The sequence below is a fragment of the Streptomyces angustmyceticus genome (assembly GCF_040701845.1).
Lineage (GTDB): Bacteria > Actinomycetota > Actinomycetes > Streptomycetales > Streptomycetaceae > Streptomyces > Streptomyces angustmyceticus_A.
Map to the genome: position 1 here is coordinate 80,990 of NZ_JBFBHQ010000008.1, position 18,050 is coordinate 99,039.

An 18,050-nucleotide genomic window follows, 5' to 3' on the forward strand; every position below is an offset into this window, starting at 1 on the left:
ACCTGCGCCCCACGGCCGCCCCCGCCCCGCTTAGCATGACCGAGCCCCTCCGCGCACCGCGCGCACTCATTGACAGGAGGAACCGTTGTCCGGTCTCGATGCCTTCATTGCGGACCTGCCCAAGGCGGAGCTGCACGTCCACCACGTCGGATCGGCCTCACCGCGTATCGTCGCCGAACTCGCGGCGCGGCACCCCGACTCCGCCGTCCCCACCGACCCCGAAGCGCTGGTCGACTACTTCACCTTCCGCGACTTCGCGCACTTCATCGAGGTCTACCTCTCCGTCGTGGACCTGATCCGCGACGCCGAGGACGTCCGGCTGCTGACGTACGAGGTCGCCCGGGACATGGCCCGGCAGCAGATCCGCTACGCCGAGCTGACCGTCACCCCCTTCAGCTCGACCAGCCGCGGCATCCCCGACGCGGCGTACGTCGAGGCGATCGAGGACGCCCGCAAGGCCGCGGAGGCCGAGCTGGGCGTGGTGCTGCGCTGGTGCTTCGACATCCCGGGCGAGGCCGGGCTGCAGGCCGCCGAGGAGACCGCCCGTATCGCCTGTGACCTGCAGCCCGAGGGCCTGGTCTCGTTCGGGCTCGGCGGCCCCGAGATCGGCGTCCCGCGCCCGCAGTTCAAGCCGTACTTCGACCGCGCCCTCGCCGCCGGCCTGCACTCCGTGCCGCACGCCGGGGAGACCACCGGCCCCGGCACCATCTGGGACGCCCTCACCGAACTGCGCGCCGAGCGCATCGGTCATGGCACCAGCGCCGCCCAGGACCCCGCGCTGCTCGCCCATCTCGCCGAGCACCGCATCCCGCTGGAGGTGTGCCCCACCTCCAACATCGCCACCCGCGCGGTGCGCACCCTGGAGGAGCACCCGCTCAAGGAGATGGTCGACGCGGGCCTGCTGGTCACGATCAACAGCGACGACCCGCCGATGTTCGGCACGGACCTCAACACCGAATACGGCGTCGCCGCCCGCCTGTTGGGCCTGGACGCCGAAGGGGTGGCCGGCCTCGCCAAGAACGCCGTCACCGCCTCCTTCATGGACCCCGCCGCCAAGACCCGCCTGACGGCAGAGATCGACACCTACACGGCCGCCTGGCGCGGCTAGCCATCACGACTCCCGGGCCGTGACCGCCCGCCACCGCCCCGCCGGCCCGCACCGAAGGGCGGGACGGCGGGCGGGGCGGCAGGCGGAACGGCAGGGGGCGCTTCCCTCCCCTACAGCCCCACCATCGCGTTCCACTCCTTGGCGAGTTCGGGTCGCTCCTTGGAGGTGATGTCGCGGGCGATGGCCAGCCGCTTGCGCATCGCGTCATCGGGGAAGATCAGCGGGTCCTCGGCGAGCGCGGCGCGTTCCTTGTCCTTGGAGGAGGCCAGCACCTCGCGCGCGGCCGGTACGGGGCAGACGTAGTTGACCCAGGCGGCCAGCTCCGCGGCGACCTCCGGCCGGTAGTAGTAGTCGATCAGCCGCTCGGCGTTGCGCTTGTGCTCGGCGAGGTTGGGGATCAGCAGGCTCTCCGCCCAGAGCTCGGCGCCCTCCTGCGGCACCACGAACTCGATGTCCGGGTTGTCCGCCTGGAGCTGGATCACATCGCCCGAGTAGGCCTGCGCGGCGAGCACGTCGCCGGAGTCCAGGTCCTTGATGTAGTCGTTGCCGGTGAACCGCCTGATGTGGCCCTTGTGCACGAGGCCGCGCACCCGGTCGATCATGCGGTGGAAGTCGTCGGCGGTCCAGCGGGTGATGTCCACGCCCTCGCCCTGCATCAGCAGCGCGAACGATTCGTCGAGCCCGGAGAGCAGCGTGACCCGGCCGCGCAGATCGTCCTTCCACAGGTCGGAGGTGTGCTTGATCTCCCGGCCGAGCTTCTTGCGGTTGTAGGCGATGCCGGTGATCCCGGACTGCCAGGGCACGGAGTGGGTGCGGCCCGGGTCGAAGTGCGGGGTGCGCAGCAGCGGGTCGAGGTGCGCGGCGACATGCGGCTGAGCCGCCCGGTCCATCTTCTGGACCCATCCCAGCCGTACGAACCGGGCGCACATCCAGTCGCTGATGACGATCAGGTCCCGGCCGGTGCTCTGATGGTTCATCAACGACGGGCTGATCTTGCCGAAGAACTCGTCGTTGTCGTTGATCTCCTCGGTGTACGTGACGGAGATCCCGGTGCGCCGCTGGAAGGCGTCGAGGGTGGGCCGGCGCTGCTTGTGGCGGTCGTCGACGTCGATGTAGAGCGGCCAGTTCGCGAAGACGAGCCGGTGGTCCCGCGCGGACCGGTCCGCTCCCCCGCGGTCCGCCTCCTTGACGTAGGCGGGCGGCACCCCGCAGCCGGGCATGGCGGCCAGCGCCCCCGTCACACCGATTCCGCCCACACCTCGGAGCAGCGCACGCCGCGAAAGATCAGCCATGGCGAGCACTCTCACGTGCCGCGGGCGGAGGCGGCAAGAGACAGAGCGTCCATTGCCGGGCCTCCGCCCGCGACGGTGTGTCGAGCGTTCCGTGGCGCCCGACGGTGCAGCTGTCCCCGGACCAGCCGTCCGGGCCGCCGGATCAGCCGTCCAGCGAGGTCATCACGTGCTTGATGCGGGTGTAGTCGTCGAAGCCGTAGGCCGAAAGGTCCTTGCCGTAGCCGGACTTCTTGAATCCGCCGTGCGGCATCTCGGCGACCAGCGGGATGTGGGTGTTGATCCACACACAGCCGAAGTCGAGGGTCTTGGACATCCGCATGGCGCGGGCGTGGTCCTTGGTCCACACCGAGGAGGCGAGGGCGTACTCGACGCCGTTGGCCCACTGGACCGCCTGCTTCTCGTCCGCGAAGGACTGGACGGTGATGACCGGGCCGAAGACCTCCTGCTGGACGATCTCGTCGTCCTGCTTGAGGCCCGAGATGACGGTCGGGGCGAAGAAGTAGCCCTTGTCGCCGACCTGTTCGCCGCCGGCCTCGATCTTGGCGTGCGCGGGCAGCCGCTCGATGAAGCCCTTGACCTGCTTGAGCTGGTTGGCGTTGTTCAGCGGGCCGTAGAGCACGTCCTCGTCGTCGACCGCGCCGGTCTTGGTCTCCGCGGCGGCCTTGGCCAGCGCGGCGACGAACTCGTCGTGGATGGACTCGTGGACGAGGACGCGGGTGGCGGCCGTGCAGTCCTGGCCGGCGTTGAAGTAGCCGGCCACCGAGATGTCCTCGACGGCCTTGGGGATGTCGGTGTCCTCGAAGACGACGACCGGCGCCTTGCCGCCCAGCTCCAGGTGGACCCGCTTGAGGTCCTTGGAGGCGGACTCGGCGACCTGCATGCCGGCCCGCACCGAGCCGGTGATCGAGGCCATCGCGGGGACCTTGTGCTCGACCATCAGGCGGCCGGTCTCGCGGTCACCGCAGATGACGTTGAACACGCCGCGGGAGTGGCCCAGTTCGTCCAGCACGCTGCCGATGATGTCGGCGATCAGCACCGTGGAGGCCGGGGTGGTGTCGGACGGCTTGATGACGACGGTGTTGCCCGCCGCCAGCGCCGGGGCGAACTTCCACACGGCCATCATCATCGGGTAGTTCCACGGCGCGACCTGGGCGCAGACGCCGACCGGCTCGCGGCGGATGATGGAGGTGAAGCCCTCCATGTACTCGCCGGACGCGCGGCCCTCCAGCATCCGGGCGGCACCCGCGAAGAAGCGGATCTGGTCCACCATCGGCGGGATTTCCTCGGAGCGTACGAGCGCGACCGGCTTGCCGCAGTTCTCGGACTCGGCGGCGATCAGCTCCTCCGCCCGCTCCTCGAAACGGTCGGCGATCTTGAGCAGGACCTTCTGGCGCTCGGCCGGGATCAGGTCGCGCCAGGCGGGGAAGGCGGCTTCGGCGGCAGCCATGGCCGCGTCCACGTCGGCGGCGGCCGAGAGAGGGGCGGTGGCGTACGCCTCACCCGTCGCGGGATTGACCACCTCCGTGGTCCGCCCGTCGGCGGCGTCCCGGAACTCCCCGTCGATGTAGTTGCGCAGACGACGCAGTGCGGTGGTCACTGTGCGCCCCCTTCAGTCAGATATCCGGTGGTGTGGACATCCACCCTAGCCATGGAACCCACGTTTTCAACACACCCGCCACTCAGGAACAACGGAATCAGTGGAATCTCGATCGCAACACGACTAATTTCATCGATTTGGGGTTGCAAGACAGACGAGGCTCGTGCACAGTGAACGACGTGGCCACTCGTGACAGAAACGGCACCCCGTCGATCGACTCCGTCTCCCTGGCGATCATCGAGCAGCTCCAGGAGGACGGGCGCCGTCCGTACGCCGCCATCGGCAAGGCCGTCGGCCTGTCCGAAGCGGCGGTACGCCAGCGCGTACAGAAACTGCTCGATCAAGGCGTGATGCAGATCGTCGCGGTCACCGACCCCCTCACGGTCGGTTTCCGTCGGCAGGCAATGGTCGGCATCAACGTCGAAGGCGACCTCGATCCCGTGGCCGACGCCCTGACGACCATGGAAGAGGTCGAGTACGTCGTCATGACGGCAGGCTCCTTCGATCTCATCATCGAGATCGTCTGCGAGGACGACGACCACCTTCTGGAAATGATCAACAAGCGGATCCGCACGCTTCCCGGCGTCCGATCCACCGAGAGCTTCGTGTACCTCAAGCTCCGCAAGCAGACCTACACCTGGGGAACGAGATAGCAATGAGCGGCGACCTCTCCAAGACGGCATACGACCACCTGTGGATGCACTTCACCCGCATGTCGTCGTACGAGAATGCCCCCGTGCCCACGATCGTGCGCGGTGAGGGCACCAACATCTACGACGACAAGGGCAAGCGCTACATCGACGGCCTCGCCGGCCTCTTCGTGGTCAACGCCGGCCACGGCCGGGTCGAGCTCGCCGAGACCGCCTACAAGCAGGCGCAGGAGCTGGCCTTCTTCCCCGTGTGGTCCTACGCCCACCCCAAGGCCGTGGAGCTTGCCGAGCGTCTGGCCCACCACGCGCCGGGCGACCTCAACAAGGTCTTCTTCACCACCGGTGGCGGCGAGGCCGTCGAGACCGCCTGGAAGCTGGCCAAGCAGTACTTCAAGCTCACCGGCAAGCCGATGAAGCACAAGGTGATATCCCGGGCCGTCGCCTACCACGGCACCCCGCAGGGCGCCCTGTCCATCACCGGCCTGCCCGGCCTGAAGGCCCCCTTCGAGCCGCTGGTCCCCGGTGCGCACAAGGTCCCGAACACCAACATCTACCGCGCCCCGATCCACGGCGACGACCCCGAGGCCTTCGGCCGCTGGGCCGCCGACCAGATCGAGCAGCAGATCCTCTTCGAGGGCCCCGAGACCGTCGCCGCGGTCTTCCTGGAGCCGGTGCAGAACGCCGGCGGCTGCTTCCCGCCGCCCCCCGGCTACTTCCAGCGGGTCCGCGAGATCTGCGACCAGTACGACGTGCTGCTCGTCTCCGACGAGGTCATCTGCGCCTTCGGCCGCCTCGGCACGATGTTCGGCTGCGAGAAGTTCGGCTACGTCCCGGACATGATCACCTGCGCCAAGGGCATGACCTCGGGCTACTCCCCGATCGGCGCCTGCATCATCTCGGACCGCCTGGCCGAGCCGTTCTACAAGGGCGACAACACCTTCCTGCACGGCTACACCTTCGGCGGCCACCCGGTCTCCGCGGCCGTCGGTGTCGCCAACCTCGACATCTTCGAGCGCGAGGGCCTCAACAAGCACGTCCTCGACAACGAGGGCAACTTCCTCAACACCCTGCAGAAGCTGCACGACCTGCCGATCGTCGGCGACGTCCGCGGCAACGGCTTCTTCTACGGCATCGAGCTCGTCAAGGACAAGGCCACCAAGGAGTCCTTCAACGAGGAGGAGACCGAGCGCGTCCTGTACGGCTTCCTCTCCAAGGCGCTGTACGACAACGGCCTCTACTGCCGCGCCGACGACCGTGGCGACCCGGTCATCCAGCTGGCCCCGCCGCTGATCGCGGACCAGCCGGTCTTCGACGAGATCGAGCAGATCCTGCGCTCCGTCCTCACCGAGGCCTGGACCAAGCTCTGATCCCCGGGGCACCGGCTGGTGCACTCGTTCACAACTGAAGATCCAACGGCTCGGATTCACTCGTTTCAAGCCATACGAGTGAATCTGGGCCGTTGTGCTGCCAAGCCACGAATACCGGGGGTCACCAGTCCTTACCGTGCTAGTGACCGATACCCTCCATGGTCGTTCACCCGGTCGGGGGAACGATTCGACGCCTACAACAAGAGGTGCGCAGATGGTGGCCCCGCCTGACAACGACGTTCTCTGGGCCCGCGGCCTGCACCACACGCACGGCGGCACCTCGGCCCTCGCCGGAGTCTCCGTCGGCGTCCGCGAAGGCGAGATCCTCGCCGTCACCGGCCCGCGTGGCAGTGGCAAGACCACCCTCCTCAAATGTCTGTCCGGTCAACTGGTCCCGTCCGAGGGCGAGGTCTGGTTCAACAGCTCCCCCGTGCACACGCTCTCCTCCCCCAGCCGTGAACGGCTGCGCCTGGACCGGTTCGGCTGGATCGACACCGAGCCGCACCTCGTTCCCGAACTCACCGCGTGGGAGAACGCCGCCCTCCCCCTCCTGCTCCGCGGCACCGGCACCCGCGCCGCCAAGCACACCGCCGTCGAATGGCTGGACCGCCTCGACGTCGGCATGTGCGCGCGGCGCCGCCCCGCCCAGCTCGACCAGTCCCAGCGCCAGCGCATCGCCATCGCCCGCGCCCTCGCCACCACCCCCCAGGTGCTGTTCGCCGACGAACCGACCGCGCCGCTGCACCGCTCCGACGGCACCCAGGTGCTGCGCACCCTCACCACCGCGGCCCGCTCGCACCAGATCACCGTCGTGCTGGCGACCCACGACCCGGACATCGCCACGCTCGCCGACCGGTCCCTGACTCTCCTCGACGGCCGCCAGTCCAGCGCCGCGCCCGAGGCCGCCGGTTCCTCCGATGAGGAAAGCAGGGCAGCGTGCTCGCTCTCCGTCTAGCCCGCGGCTCCCACCCCCTCGTCCTGCTGCGCCGCCTCGGCGTCTCCCTCGCCGCGGCCGGCACCGGCTTCCTGCTGCTCTCCACCATCGGCCACGCCGCCGGTCACCCGTCCGCGGCCGACGAGTCACTGGTACGCCTGCTGTGGTGCACCGCCCCGCTCGCCGCCACCGCCCAGTTCGCGGTGTCCACGGCCCGGACGGATCCCGCCGCCCGCCTCCAGCGCGGTATGACCGCGGCCGGTCTGGGCCCGCTCCGTCTCACCCTGCTCGCCACCGTCTCCACCACGCTGACCTGTCTGCTCGGTGTCCTCGCCGCACTGCTGGCCTTCCTCCGTCTCCGCGGCGAGCTCGGCGGTCCGTCCGCCGTCCGCTTCGACGCCGACCTGCTCGGCACCGGCCATCCGCTGCCGCTCGTCGGCACCCTCCTGCTGCTGGCGACCGTGCCGCTGACCGCGGCGGTGGCGACCGCCGTCGCGCTGCGCCCCCGCCACGAGGCCGGCGACGCCGAGACCGAGAGCCGCCCCCGGATCGCCCCGCCGTCCGGTCTCCCGTGGGGCATCGCCCTGACCGCCGCCGGCCTGGCCATCGAGGCGTACACCAGCCGCGTCCCCGGCGCCCACGGCGGGCTGCTGCCGCTCCCCGGCCGGCTGGTCGGCAGCCCGCCGGGAGTGCTGGCCGGCTGGGCGCTGTCGGCCTTCGGCCTGGTGCTGGCCGGGCCCGGTCTGGTGCACCTGTGCGGCCGGCTCCTCTGCGCCGGCCGGCCCGGCGCACTGCGCCTGCTGTCCGGGCGGGTACTGCAGGAGGAGTCGCACCGTCTCGGCCGCCCGCTCGGCGTCCTGTGCGCGGTCGGGTCCGCCGCGTACGCCGCCATGAAGGTGTACGAGGCCTCGGCCTCCCGTCCGTTCGGACCGCTCACCGCCGTCGGCGCGGCGGTCGTCCTCGCCTGCGTCACCGCCAGCGCACTCACCGCCGCACTGGAATCCCGCTCGGCCCGCGCCCACACCACGGCCGCCCTCCGCCGCCTGGGTGCCTCCGCCTCCGTCCTCTACCGGGCAGCGGCCCTGCGCGCCCTGGCTCTGGTGATCGTCCTGGCACCTCTGACCTGGACCGTCGCGGAGATGGCCACGCTTCCGCTCGTGCACTGAGGGGACGGGGAGGAGGTCTGGGGAGAGCCGGGGAGAACCGGCGCGCCGGGGCGCGACGGCCCCGGCGCCGCCCCGCCTCCGTCCGCACCGCCCCTCTCGCCGCGGCCCGGCCCGGCCGGCCCACCGCATCCGGGCCGGGCTGAGCTGGGCCAGGTCGGGCCGGGCCGGGTCGAGCAGGGCCGACCGAGCCCCGGCCTCCCGCACGGCCCGGCAACACACCGCAGCCCAGAGCCGAACGGACGCACGGACACCGCGCGATGCCCTATCCGGCGGGTTAGCCAACGCCCCGCCCGGCCCGGCCCGGTAAGCGATACCCCACCCCACCGGGCATGCGGCGCCCCATCCGGCCCGAAAGCCGGAGCCCCATCCCACTCGGAAGGCGCCCCTGGCCCCTCAGCGGGCCAGAGCCGTGACCTCGACCTCTATCCGCCAGTCCGGCTGGGCCAGGGACGACACTTCCAGGAGGGTGTCCGCGGGGTAGGGCTCGGACAGGAACTCCCCGCGCAGGGTGAGGACATGACCGAGGTCGGCAGCCATGTCCGTCACGAAGATGCCCACTTTCACCACGTCCGCGAGCGAGGCGCCCGCCGCCGCGAGCACGCGCTCGACGTTCGCGAACGCCTGCCGCCCCTGCGTCAGGAAGTCGTCGGAGACCGTCCGCCCCTGCTCGTCGATTCCGGCCTGCCCCGAGACATGGATCAGTCCGCCCGCCCTGATGGCCTGCGAGATCCGGTACGGCTCGTACCAGTCCGGTGCGGTGGCGATCCGTTCGATCTCCGGCCGGTCCTGCGTCCCGGCCGTGACGTCCGCGGGCGCCGGCATCGTCGTCGTCATGCTTCTCCCCCTTGGTTCCATGCACCTACATCACTTGCATGCGCATGCATTAGTTTCCGCTGCATGTACGCTGCTGTCAAGAGCCCGTCGGTACACGGCAGAAGAAGGCGGAGGGCGATGGACGCGGAGCACTGGGACCGGCTCGGGGCACTGCACACACGCGTCGAGCAGGAGCTGGCGAAGGCCCTGCAGCAACACCACGGCATCGGCCTGTCCGAGTACCGCGCGCTCGCCCGGCTGGCCCGGGCGGACGACGGCGAGCTGCGCATGCAGGAACTCGCCGACCTCATCGGCCTCAACCAGAGCTCCGTGAGCCGGCTGGCCTCCCGCCTGGAGTCGTCCGGTCTGACCCGCCGCGACCTGTGCCCCGACGACCGGCGCGGGGTCTACAGCGTGATCACGGATCAGGGCCGGGACGTCCACGAACAGGCGCGCCCGACCTACGACGGTGCCCTGCGCGCCGCTCTCGACGCCGCGGCGGCGGACGGGCACCTCGGTCCTCTGGTGGCATCGCTGCGGTCCTAACATGACGGACGTGCAGTCGAATTCAAAGTCCTCAGCGTCCCGCCGCTTCCCGGCCCACGACGACAACCGCGACCACGAGATCGAGTCCCTGCCGGAGTTCGACCGGGTGGTCGCCGCGGGCAGCCTCGCCGGACACCGCGTCCAGTCGGTCGATCTGACGGATCGTACGTTCGCGCTGCTCAGCACGGACACCACGGAGTCCGTCTTCCTCGGCTGCGTCATGGAGCCGGACGCCGCCGCCAAGATACGGGCCGGCGGCTCCCTCGTCTTCCCGCCCGTGCCTGACCTGCCGTTCGACCCCTACCGCGGCAGCCTGTACGGCCCGGACGAGCTCTTCGAGGGGCTGGCCGAGGCCGGCTACGACGCCACCCCGGACGCCCGCGCCTACCACTGGTACCAGGAGACCAAGTCGGACGGCGACATCTTCGCCTCGATGCTGCGCAGCATCCACGACGACGCCGTCTCGGACGCCCTCGGCGAACACCTCGCCGGTGCGCAGGTGGTGGGCATCATGGGCGGCCACGCCCTGCGGCGCGAATCCGCGGACTACGCGGGCGCGGCCCGGCTCGGGCGCCGGCTCACCCGCAGCGGCCTGACCGTCGCGACCGGCGGCGGCCCCGGCGCGATGGAGGCGGCGAACCTCGGGGCGTACGCCGCGCCCTTCGAGGACGAGATGCTCGACGGGGCGCTGGAACGCCTCGCCAAGGCACCGCACTTCTCCGAGTCGGTCACCGAGTGGGCGCGGGCCGCCTTCGACATCCGGCGGAGCCATCCGGGCGGCGGGGCCTCGGCAGGCATCCCCACCTGGTTCTACGGCCATGAGCCGCCGAACGTCTTCGCGTCCCACATAGCCAAGTACTTCGTCAACGCGGTGCGCGAGGACGGTCTGCTGGCGCGTTCCAACGCCGGCGTGGTGTTCCTCCCGGGCGCGGCCGGAACCGTCCAGGAGATCTTCGACAACGCGACGCCCAACTACTACCAGTCCCGGGGCGAGCCGACCCCGATGGTGCTGGTGAACCGCGCGCACTGGACCGAGCGGCTCCCCACCTGGCCGCTGCTCCAGGCGCTCGCGGCGGACCGCCCCATGGCGGCCAGGATCGCCCTGGTCGACTCGGTGGACGAAGCTCCGGAGGCACTGGCCCGGCTCCGCTCCGAGAGCGTTTCCTGACCCGGCGCCGACGGGCCTTTGCCCCGTGACCCGCCCGCGTCGCGTCAGTGCCCCGGCTCCGCCTCCCCCGAACGGACGGTGGATTCGCCCGGGGAGGCAACTCCCGTCCTGAAATGCGCGTCTGCCAGGCCGGACACAGAACACATGGTGTGGACAGCGGTCGAACGGAGCTCTTGGTGATCATCGGTCTTCTCACGGCCGTGGCGGCGTCGGCCTGCTACGGCACGGGATCGGTCCTGCAGGCGGTGGGCTCGCGCAAATCCGCCCGCAGGGAGGCGGCCGAGGCCTCCACGACCGGGGTCACCCAGCACGGCGGCCCCAGCCTGTCGTCGACCGCGAAGGCCGCCGTTACCTGGGAGTTCATGGTCGGCACCGGGCTGGACTTCATAGGGTTCGCGCTCGGCGCGCTGGCCGCCCGGCTGCTGCCGCTGTTCCTCTCCCAGACCGTGATCAGCGCCAACCTCGTGATCACCGCCGTACTGAGCATCAAGCTGCTCGGCATCCGGCTCTCCCGGGCCGAGTGGAGTTCGATCGCCGTGGTCTGCGGGGCGCTGGTGCTGCTGGCGACGGCCGCCGGGCCGGAAGGCAGCGGCCACACGCCGATCGCCGCCCACTGGTGGCTGCTCGTCGCGTCCGTCGTGCTCATCGGCGGCGGCACGCTGATCGTGCGGCTGCTCGGCGGCCGGGCCGCGATCCTCGCGGGCCTGCTCTCCGGGCTGGGTTTCGGCGCGCTCGGTGTCGGCGTACGGGTGCTGAACGGCGTGGACCCCTTCCACCTGCCGACGCTGCTGGGCGACCCCGCCCTGTACGCGATTCTCGTCGCGGGCATCGGCGGCATGTACCTGCACACCGTCGCCCTGCAGATCGGGTCGGTGAACGGTGCCACCGCGGCGCTGGTGGTCGGCGAGACGGTGGTCCCGGGCATTCTCGGGGTGCTGTGGCTGGGCGACTCCTCCCGCCCGGGGTTCGCCTGGGTCGCCGCCCTCGGGTTCGTGGTGGCCGTGGCGGGCGCCGTCGCGGTCGCCTGGTTCGGCGAGCCGGAACCGGGGGCGGAGGCCGCTGCGCCGGGGACGGGTGAGGCGAAGACGGAGGTGGCGGCCCGCTGAGGCCCTAGGGACGCGGGGAGGCGGGACCGGCCCGGCCCCTCTCCGCGTGCCCGGCCGACACGCTGCTCAGCCGACACGCTGCTCAGCCGACACGCTGCTCGGCCGACCCCACCCGGCCCGCTCAGCCCGCTTCACCCGGCCCGCTCAGCCGACCCCACGCGTCACACTCACACCCGCCACACTCATTCCGCCGATTCCGGCGCGTCCAGCACCACCACCTCCTGGGCCGCGAAGGCGATGCCCACCCGCTCCCCCACCTCCGGCGCGTCCCGCAGTGCGCAGGCCGCCTCCACCTGCGGTCCGGCGGCCGGCCGGAGCAGCAGCGCGACATGGGTGCCGCGGAAGGTGCGGGCCGCGACCGTGCAGGGCAGGCCCTCCGGGGCGGCGGTCAGCCGCACCCCGGCCGGGCGGACGAGCAGGCGGCACGGTCCGTCCGCAGTGCCGTCCGGGACCGGCACCTTGCCCCAGGGGGTGGCGGCGGCCTCGCCCTGCACCGTCGCTCCGACCACGTTGTCGAAGCCGAGGAAGCGGGCGACGAATTCGGTGGCGGGCCGCTGCCAGACCTCCAGCGGGGTGCCGGTCTGCGCGATCCGGCCGTCCTGCATCACCACGACCCGGTCGGCGAGCGCGAAGGCCTCGCCCTGGTCGTGGGTGACCGCCAATACGGTGGTGCCCAATTCGCGGAAGAGCCGGCGGAGTTCGACGACCAGCCGTTCGCGCAGCCCGCGGTCGAGCTGCCCGAGGGGCTCGTCCAGCATCAGCAGGCGGGGGCGGGGGGCCAGCGCACGGGCCAGCGCGACCCGCTGCTGTTCGCCGCCGGACAGCGAGGCCACGGCGCGCCCCTGGGCGCCCGGCAGGCCGACGAGGTCGAGGAGTTCGGCGACCGTCCGCTCCCGCTCCCCGCGTGCGGCACGCCGCATCCGCAGCCCGAAGGCGACGTTCCCCTCGACGTCCCGCTGGGGGAAGAGCTGGTGGTCCTGGAACATCAGGCCGACCCCTCGCCGGTGCGCGGGCACCCCGGACTGGTCCCGGCCCTCCAGCAACACCGTCCCCGCGTCGGCCCGTTGGAGTCCTGCGACCACCCTCAGCAGGGTGGACTTGCCGCTGCCGCTCGGCCCCAGGACGCACACGATCTCGTGCGCGGCGACGTCCAGGTCGACCGCGTCCAGCGCGGGGCGCCCCGCCGTGCCGAAGCGGACGGTCACCCCGCCCAGCCGCAGCAGTTCCTGCGCAGTGGTCCCGGCCCGTGCCGTCATCTAGAACTCCCCGGAGTGGTCGAGGGGGCGCAGGCGCTCCAGTATCAGCAGGGCGGCGGCGCACACCACCATCAAGATGGTCGACAAAGCCATCGCCTGCCCGTAGTTGAGCTCTCCCGCACGCCCCAGCAGGCGTGCCACGGCGACCGGCAGGGTCGGCTGGTCCGGCCGCGCGATGAAGACCGTCGCGCCGAACTCGCCGAGCGAGACGGCGAAGGCGAAGCCCGCGGCGATCAGCAGGGCCCGCCGCACCATCGGCAGGTCGACCTCGCGCCACACCCGCCACGGCGAGGCGCCGAGCACGGCGGCCGCCTCCCGCAGCCGTCCGTCGACCGCCCGCAGGACCGGCAGCATCGTCCGGACCACGAACGGCACACCCACCAGCGCCTGGGCGAGCGGCACCAGCCACCATGAGGCGCGCAGGTCGAGCGGGGGCGTGTCGAGGCTGATCAGGAATCCGAAGCCGACGGTCACCGCGGACACCCCGAGGGGCAGCATGAGCAGCGCGTCGAAGCCGCGGACGAACCGGCTGACGCAGGCCGTCCGCCCCGACGGCCCCCGCCGGAGCCGGGGGAGGGTCAGCGCGGCGGCCGCCAGCCCGCCCACCACCAGCGCGATCGCCGTGGCCGCCGCCCCGTAGGCGAGGGAGTTCCCCAGGGCGTCCAGGGGTGCGACGGCGAAGGTGCTGTCGGCGGTGGCGGCGGACCGCAGCGAGGTGTAGAAGCCCGCTCCGTAGCCGTCCGGTCCGTCGAAGGACCGCTCCACGAGCACCGCGAGCGGCACGATGAGCAGGACGGTGATGACGCCGAGCGTCCCCCACAGCAGCGCCCACTGGCCGCGGCCGCGCGGCCGGTGCGCGGTCTGCGCGGCGGGCACCAGCCGCAGGGCGCTCTCCCGGCGGCGCACGGCCAGGGCGTGCAGGGCCAGCACGCCCAGCACCGCGGCGAATTGGACCATGGTGAGGACGGCGGCCGTGGGCAGATCGAGGAACTCCGCGGTCTGCCGGTAGATCTCCACCTCCAGCGTCGCGAAGGTGGGCCCGCCCAGGATCTGCACCGCCCCGAAGGACGTGAAGGTGAAGAGGAAGACCATCAGCGCGGCGGCCGCGACGGCGGGCCCCAGCGCCGGCAGCGTCACCCGCCGCCAGGCCTCGAACCGCCCGGCGCCCAGCATCCGCGCGGCCTCCTCCTGACGCGGGTCGAGCTGGGCCCAGAGCCCGCCGACGGTCCGTACGACCACCGCGTAGTTGAAGAACACGTGCGCCAGCAGGATCGCCCACACCGAGGTGTCCAGGCGCAGGCCCCACAGCTCGTCCAGCAGCCCGCCGCGCCCGACCAGCGCCAGGAAGGCCGAGCCGACGACGACGGTCGGCAGCACGAACGGCACCGCCACCACCGCCCGCAACAACTGCTTGCCGGGGAAGGCGAAGCGCGCGAACACATACGCGCCGGGCAGCGCGATCAGCAGGGTCAGACCCGTGGAGGCCGCCGCCTGCCAGACGGTGAACCACAGCACATGGGCGATGTCCGGGTCACCGAGCACGGCGCCGAACCGGCCGAGCTGCCACTGCCCGCCGTCCTTGAGCCCCCGTCCGACGATCGCCACGACGGGATAGGCGAAGAACAACGCGAAGAAGGCGAGCGGCACCGCCATCAGGCCGAGCCGCACCGCCGTTCCCCGTACGGGCACGAGGCGCCGGGTGCGGGCTACTTCAGAACGAGCGAGGACCACTGCTTGATCCACTGTTCGCGGTTCTTGGTGATCGTCTCGGGCGGCAGCGTCGTGGGCTTGCCGATCGTGGTGCCGTACTTGGTGAACAGCTCCGGCACCTTGGCGTCCGCACGCGCCGGGTTGACGAACATCTGCAGCGGTACGTCCTCCTGGAACTCCCGGCCGGCCAGGAAGTCCAGCAGCGCCTTGCCGCCCTTGACGTTCCTCGCGCCCTTGAGCAGGCCGCCGAATTCGATCTGGCGGAAGCAGGTGCCGGTCGCGACCCCGGTGGGTGCCTCCTTCGGCGCGGGCTTCTTGCCCAGCACCTCGGCGGGCGGGCTGGAGGCGTAGGAGACCACCAGGGGCTTGTCGCCCTTGCCCTTGCCGGCCGCGGAGCCCGAGAACCGGTCGTTGTAGGCCTGTTCCCAGCCGTCGACGACCTCGACGCCGTTGGCCTTGAGCTTCTTCCAGTAGCCCTGCCAGCCGTGCTCCCCGTAGGTGGCGATGGTGCCGAGCTGGAAGGCGAGCCCCGGGGAGGAGGTGGCGGGGTTCTCCGTGACGAGCAGTCCCTTGTACCGGGGCTTGAGCAGGTCGGCGAAGCTCTTCGGCGGCGCGGTCTTGTGCCGGGCGAAGTAGTCGCGGTCGTAGTTGACGCAGATGTCGCCGTAGTCCAGCGGGGTGACGCGGTGTTCGCCCTTGTCGAGCTGCAGCGCCGCGGGCACCTTGTCCAGCCCCTTGGCGCGGTACGGGCTGAAGAGGCCCTCGTGCAGGCCGCGGGAGAGCAGGGTGTTGTCGATGCCGAAGAAGACATCGCCCTGGGGGTTGCCCTTGGACAGGATCGCCTGGTTCACGGCCTTGCCGGCGTCCCCGCCCCTGAGGATCTTGACCTTGTAGCCGCTCTCCTTCTCGAAGGCGGCCTGGACGGACCGGGAGATGTTGAACGAGTCATGGCTGACGAGCGTGACGGTCTTGGCGTCCGCGGCCCCGCCGCCCGGGTCCCCGCATGCGGCGAGCGCGGACATGCCGACCGCGGCGGCGAGCGCCGTGACGGTGATCCTGCTGATGGTGCTCACTGATTCCTCCTGGCTGGCCAGGAAGAGACGCGGCCCTGCCCGGTGTCCGCGGCCCACCGCGCCGGACGGCGCGGTGAGGGGACTTCGGGCAGGGCGCAACAGCATGAGTGACGACCGAACTTCCTACCCGGAATGACCCGGGCGAGGTTCAAGGGTCTGCGGGCACCGTAGGACTACGGCGCTTCCGCACTCTCAGCGCTGTGGCGCTCCCCTGTCGGAATGTGCATTTGTTCGATCACACGGTACCAGCGGGCGGTCAGCGTTCCGAGGCCGCGAGCTGCCCGCAGGCGCCGTCGATCTCCTGGCCGCGGGTGTCACGGACGGTCACGGGCACGCCGTGCGCCTCGATGGCCTGGACGAACGCCCGCTCGTCCTCGGGGCGCGACGCGGTCCACTTCGAACCGGGCGTCGGATTCAGCGGAATCAGGTTCACATGGACCCGCTTGCCCTTCAGCAGCCGTCCCAGCAGGTCACCGCGCCACGCCTGGTCGTTGATGTCCCGGATCAGCGCGTACTCGATCGAGATCCGCCGCCCGGACTTCTCGGCGTACTCCCAGGCCGCGTCCAGCACCTCGCGCACCTTCCAGCGCGTGTTGACGGGCACCAGGGTGTCGCGCAGCTCGTCGTCGGGCGCATGCAGCGACACGGCCAGCCGGCACTTGAAGCCCTCGTCGGCGAACCGCAGCATCGCCGGGACCAGGCCGACGGTGGAGACGGTGATGCCCCGCTGGGACAGGCCCAGCCCGTCCGGCTCGGGGTCCGTCAGCCGCCGGATCGCGCCGACCACCCGCTTGTAGTTGGCGAGCGGCTCGCCCATCCCCATGAAGACGATGTTGGACAGCCGCGCGGGACCGCCCGGCACCTCGCCGTCGCGCAGCGCACGCATCCCGTCGACGATCTGGTGCACGATCTCGGCGGTCGAGAGGTTGCGGTCCAGGCCCGCCTGGCCGGTGGCGCAGAACGGGCAGTTCATCCCGCAGCCGGCCTGCGAGGAGATGCACATGGTGACCCGGTCCGGGTAGCGCATCAGCACGGACTCGACGAGCGTGCCGTCGTGCAGCTTCCACAGGGTCTTGCGCGTGGTGTCGTCGTCGCACGAGATGTGCCGGACGACCTTCATCAGATCCGGCAGCAGCTCGGTCGCCAGCTTCTCGCGCGCCGCCGCTGGGATGTCGGTCCACTGCGCCGGGTCGTGCGCATAGCGGGCGAAGTAGTGCTGCGACAGCTGCTTGGCGCGAAACGGCTTCTCCCCGATCGCGGCCACCGCTTCACGACGCTCGACGGGGCTGAGATCGGCAAGGTGCCGCGGGGGCTTCTTGGCCCCGCGCGGCGCGACGAAAGTGAGTTCTCCGGGTGCAGGCATGGTGCGTCCAGTGTGGCAGATCATCTTGGGGCGCCCTGGTCGGAGCCGGTGAGCGGGCAGTCACCCCCTGTGGTCCCGCGTCCTGTCTGTTGGCCCCTGGTCCGCCGTGCCCTGCCCCTCCCACTATGCGCTCGGTTCATCGGGCCCTCCCGAGCAGCGTCACGCCGGGGTCGCGCCGGATCAACGCCTCGGTCATGGCCGGTTTCCCAGGCTGGGGGTACGTAGCAATTCCCTCGAGGAGGCATCATGGCGACGGGCATCCGGAAGCATCTTCCCCGCGTGATCGGAGCGTCCCTCCTGGCCGCGGTCATGGCCGGCACGGCAGGCGTGATGGACGTGGCGGCGGCACCGCAGACGACGAAGAGTGCGACAACAAAGCCGGACACGAGGCCGAACATCATCTGCAAGTTCATCCGCGACAGCTCGGGCAGGGTCCTCCTGGTGAACGTCAGGACCGGCAGGCTCGTCAGGAACCCGAGGCTCTGCGGCTTCGGTGGCGGGGTCGGCGGCGGGAGCACGACCGGCGCCACGACCACGGGCGCGACCAGCACCACGACCGGCGCCAGCGTCACGACGGGTGCCACGACCACAGGCGCCACCACGACCACGACCGGCGCCAGCGTCACGACGGGTGCCACGACGACGGGCGCCACCACGACGACCGGCGCCGGTACCACTCCGGGCGGGGGCACGGCTCCGCCGAGCACCACGGCACCGCCCAGCACCACCGCTCCGCCCAGCACCACCGCTCCGCCCAGCACCACGGCACCGCCCAGCACCACCGCTCCGCCCAGCACCACGGCACCGCCCAGCACCACGGCACCGCCCAGCACCACCGCTCCGCCCAGCACCACGGCACCGCCCAGCACCACCGCTCCGCCCAGCACCACGGCACCGCCCG

General features: G+C 71.3%; 16 protein-coding genes. 8 read left to right on the plus strand and 8 right to left on the minus strand.

Annotated features, from left to right (window positions below):
- The first annotated feature begins 85 nt into the window (after positions 1-85).
- Positions 86-1,108, plus strand: a complete 1,023-nt coding sequence (locus AB0411_RS19770) for an adenosine deaminase (RefSeq protein ID WP_366418584.1) — start codon at positions 86-88, stop codon at positions 1,106-1,108.
- A 110-nt stretch (positions 1,109-1,218) separates the two neighbouring features.
- Here AB0411_RS19770 and AB0411_RS19775 read toward each other — a convergent pair whose 3' ends face one another.
- Together AB0411_RS19775 and AB0411_RS19780 are read right to left on the minus strand one after the other, a co-directional pair.
- Positions 1,219-2,400, minus strand: coding sequence for a polyamine ABC transporter substrate-binding protein (locus AB0411_RS19775; RefSeq protein ID WP_366418585.1), 1,182 nt, complete (start codon positions 2,398-2,400; stop codon positions 1,219-1,221).
- A 142-nt stretch (positions 2,401-2,542) separates the two neighbouring features.
- Positions 2,543-3,997: a gamma-aminobutyraldehyde dehydrogenase gene (locus AB0411_RS19780; RefSeq protein WP_366418586.1), complete on the minus strand. Its 1,455-nt coding sequence runs from the start codon at positions 3,995-3,997 to the stop codon at positions 2,543-2,545.
- A 179-nt stretch (positions 3,998-4,176) separates the two neighbouring features.
- On the opposite strand from AB0411_RS19780, the gene AB0411_RS19785 reads away from it, so the two are divergent.
- The 4 genes from AB0411_RS19785 (at position 4,177) to AB0411_RS19800 (ending at position 8,114) form a co-directional block, all read left to right on the plus strand.
- Positions 4,177-4,650 carry an Lrp/AsnC family transcriptional regulator gene (locus tag AB0411_RS19785; protein WP_018087114.1) on the plus strand — a complete coding sequence of 158 codons (474 nt, stop codon included), beginning with the start codon at positions 4,177-4,179 and terminating at the stop codon, positions 4,648-4,650.
- A gap of 2 nt (positions 4,651-4,652) precedes the next feature.
- Positions 4,653-6,014: an aspartate aminotransferase family protein gene (locus tag AB0411_RS19790; RefSeq protein ID WP_366418587.1), complete on the plus strand. Its 1,362-nt coding sequence runs from the start codon at positions 4,653-4,655 to the stop codon at positions 6,012-6,014.
- Between the two features lie 214 nt (positions 6,015-6,228).
- On the plus strand, positions 6,229-6,969 hold the full coding sequence (locus tag AB0411_RS19795) for an ABC transporter ATP-binding protein (protein ID WP_366418588.1): 741 nt from the start codon (positions 6,229-6,231) through the stop codon (positions 6,967-6,969).
- Entirely contained in the window at positions 6,951-8,114 is a 1,164-nt protein-coding gene (locus tag AB0411_RS19800; RefSeq protein WP_366418589.1) for a hypothetical protein, read from the plus strand. Before AB0411_RS19795 ends, AB0411_RS19800 begins: the two co-directional genes overlap by 19 nt.
- Positions 8,115-8,507: 393 nt before the next feature.
- Here AB0411_RS19800 and AB0411_RS19805 read toward each other — a convergent pair whose 3' ends face one another.
- The gene (locus AB0411_RS19805; RefSeq protein WP_366418590.1) at positions 8,508-8,948 is read right to left on the minus strand and encodes a RidA family protein; all 441 of its coding nucleotides are present in this window, start codon (positions 8,946-8,948) and stop codon (positions 8,508-8,510) included.
- Positions 8,949-9,065: 117 nt separating this feature from the next.
- Here AB0411_RS19805 and AB0411_RS19810 point away from each other — a divergent pair, with 117 nt between their 5' ends.
- The 3 genes from AB0411_RS19810 to AB0411_RS19820 all read left to right on the plus strand — a co-directional run bounded on the left by AB0411_RS19810 (position 9,066) and on the right by AB0411_RS19820 (position 11,747).
- A complete protein-coding gene (locus AB0411_RS19810) occupies positions 9,066-9,473 on the plus strand; it encodes a MarR family winged helix-turn-helix transcriptional regulator (protein ID WP_366418591.1) in 408 nt (135 codons plus the stop codon).
- Position 9,474: 1 nt separating this feature from the next.
- Positions 9,475-10,641 carry an LOG family protein gene (locus AB0411_RS19815; RefSeq protein WP_366418592.1) on the plus strand — a complete coding sequence of 389 codons (1,167 nt, stop codon included), beginning with the start codon at positions 9,475-9,477 and terminating at the stop codon, positions 10,639-10,641.
- 176 nt (positions 10,642-10,817) lie between these two features.
- Complete coding sequence (locus tag AB0411_RS19820) at positions 10,818-11,747, plus strand: hypothetical protein (RefSeq protein ID WP_366418593.1); 930 nt, start codon at positions 10,818-10,820, stop codon at positions 11,745-11,747.
- Positions 11,748-11,929: 182 nt separating this feature from the next.
- Here the strand turns inward: AB0411_RS19820 and AB0411_RS19825 are convergent, their stop codons facing one another.
- From AB0411_RS19825 to AB0411_RS19845, 5 genes are all read right to left on the minus strand, one after another.
- Positions 11,930-13,003 (minus strand): ABC transporter ATP-binding protein, encoded by a 1,074-nt coding sequence (locus AB0411_RS19825; RefSeq protein WP_366418594.1) that lies wholly within the window; start codon positions 13,001-13,003, stop codon positions 11,930-11,932.
- The gene (locus AB0411_RS19830; protein WP_366418724.1) at positions 13,004-14,671 is read right to left on the minus strand and encodes an ABC transporter permease; all 1,668 of its coding nucleotides are present in this window, start codon (positions 14,669-14,671) and stop codon (positions 13,004-13,006) included.
- A gap of 38 nt (positions 14,672-14,709) precedes the next feature.
- The gene (locus AB0411_RS19835; RefSeq protein WP_366418595.1) at positions 14,710-15,786 is read right to left on the minus strand and encodes a thiamine ABC transporter substrate-binding protein; all 1,077 of its coding nucleotides are present in this window, start codon (positions 15,784-15,786) and stop codon (positions 14,710-14,712) included.
- A gap of 256 nt (positions 15,787-16,042) precedes the next feature.
- Entirely contained in the window at positions 16,043-17,149 is a 1,107-nt protein-coding gene (rlmN, locus tag AB0411_RS19840) for a 23S rRNA (adenine(2503)-C(2))-methyltransferase RlmN (RefSeq protein WP_159469665.1), read from the minus strand.
- 20 nt (positions 17,150-17,169) lie between these two features.
- The coding region (locus AB0411_RS19845; protein ID WP_366418596.1) for a hypothetical protein at positions 17,170-18,050 on the minus strand (881 nt) is incomplete at its 5' end.

Bases quoted from the DNA above. Each gene is read 5' to 3' on its own strand.
- AB0411_RS19775 (WP_366418585.1), bottom strand. From the start codon at position 2,400: ATGGCTGATCTTTCGCGGCGTGCGCTGCTCCGAGGTGTGGGCGGAATC.
- AB0411_RS19790 (WP_366418587.1), top strand. From the start codon at position 4,653: ATGAGCGGCGACCTCTCCAAGACGGCATACGACCACCTGTGGATGCAC.
- AB0411_RS19795 (WP_366418588.1), top strand. From the start codon at position 6,229: ATGGTGGCCCCGCCTGACAACGACGTTCTCTGGGCCCGCGGCCTGCAC.
- AB0411_RS19805 (WP_366418590.1), bottom strand. From the start codon at position 8,948: ATGACGACGACGATGCCGGCGCCCGCGGACGTCACGGCCGGGACGCAG.
- AB0411_RS19810 (WP_366418591.1), top strand. From the start codon at position 9,066: ATGGACGCGGAGCACTGGGACCGGCTCGGGGCACTGCACACACGCGTC.
- AB0411_RS19815 (WP_366418592.1), top strand. From the start codon at position 9,475: ATGACGGACGTGCAGTCGAATTCAAAGTCCTCAGCGTCCCGCCGCTTC.
- AB0411_RS19825 (WP_366418594.1), bottom strand. From the start codon at position 13,003: ATGACGGCACGGGCCGGGACCACTGCGCAGGAACTGCTGCGGCTGGGC.
- rlmN (WP_159469665.1), bottom strand. From the start codon at position 17,149: ATGCCTGCACCCGGAGAACTCACTTTCGTCGCGCCGCGCGGGGCCAAG.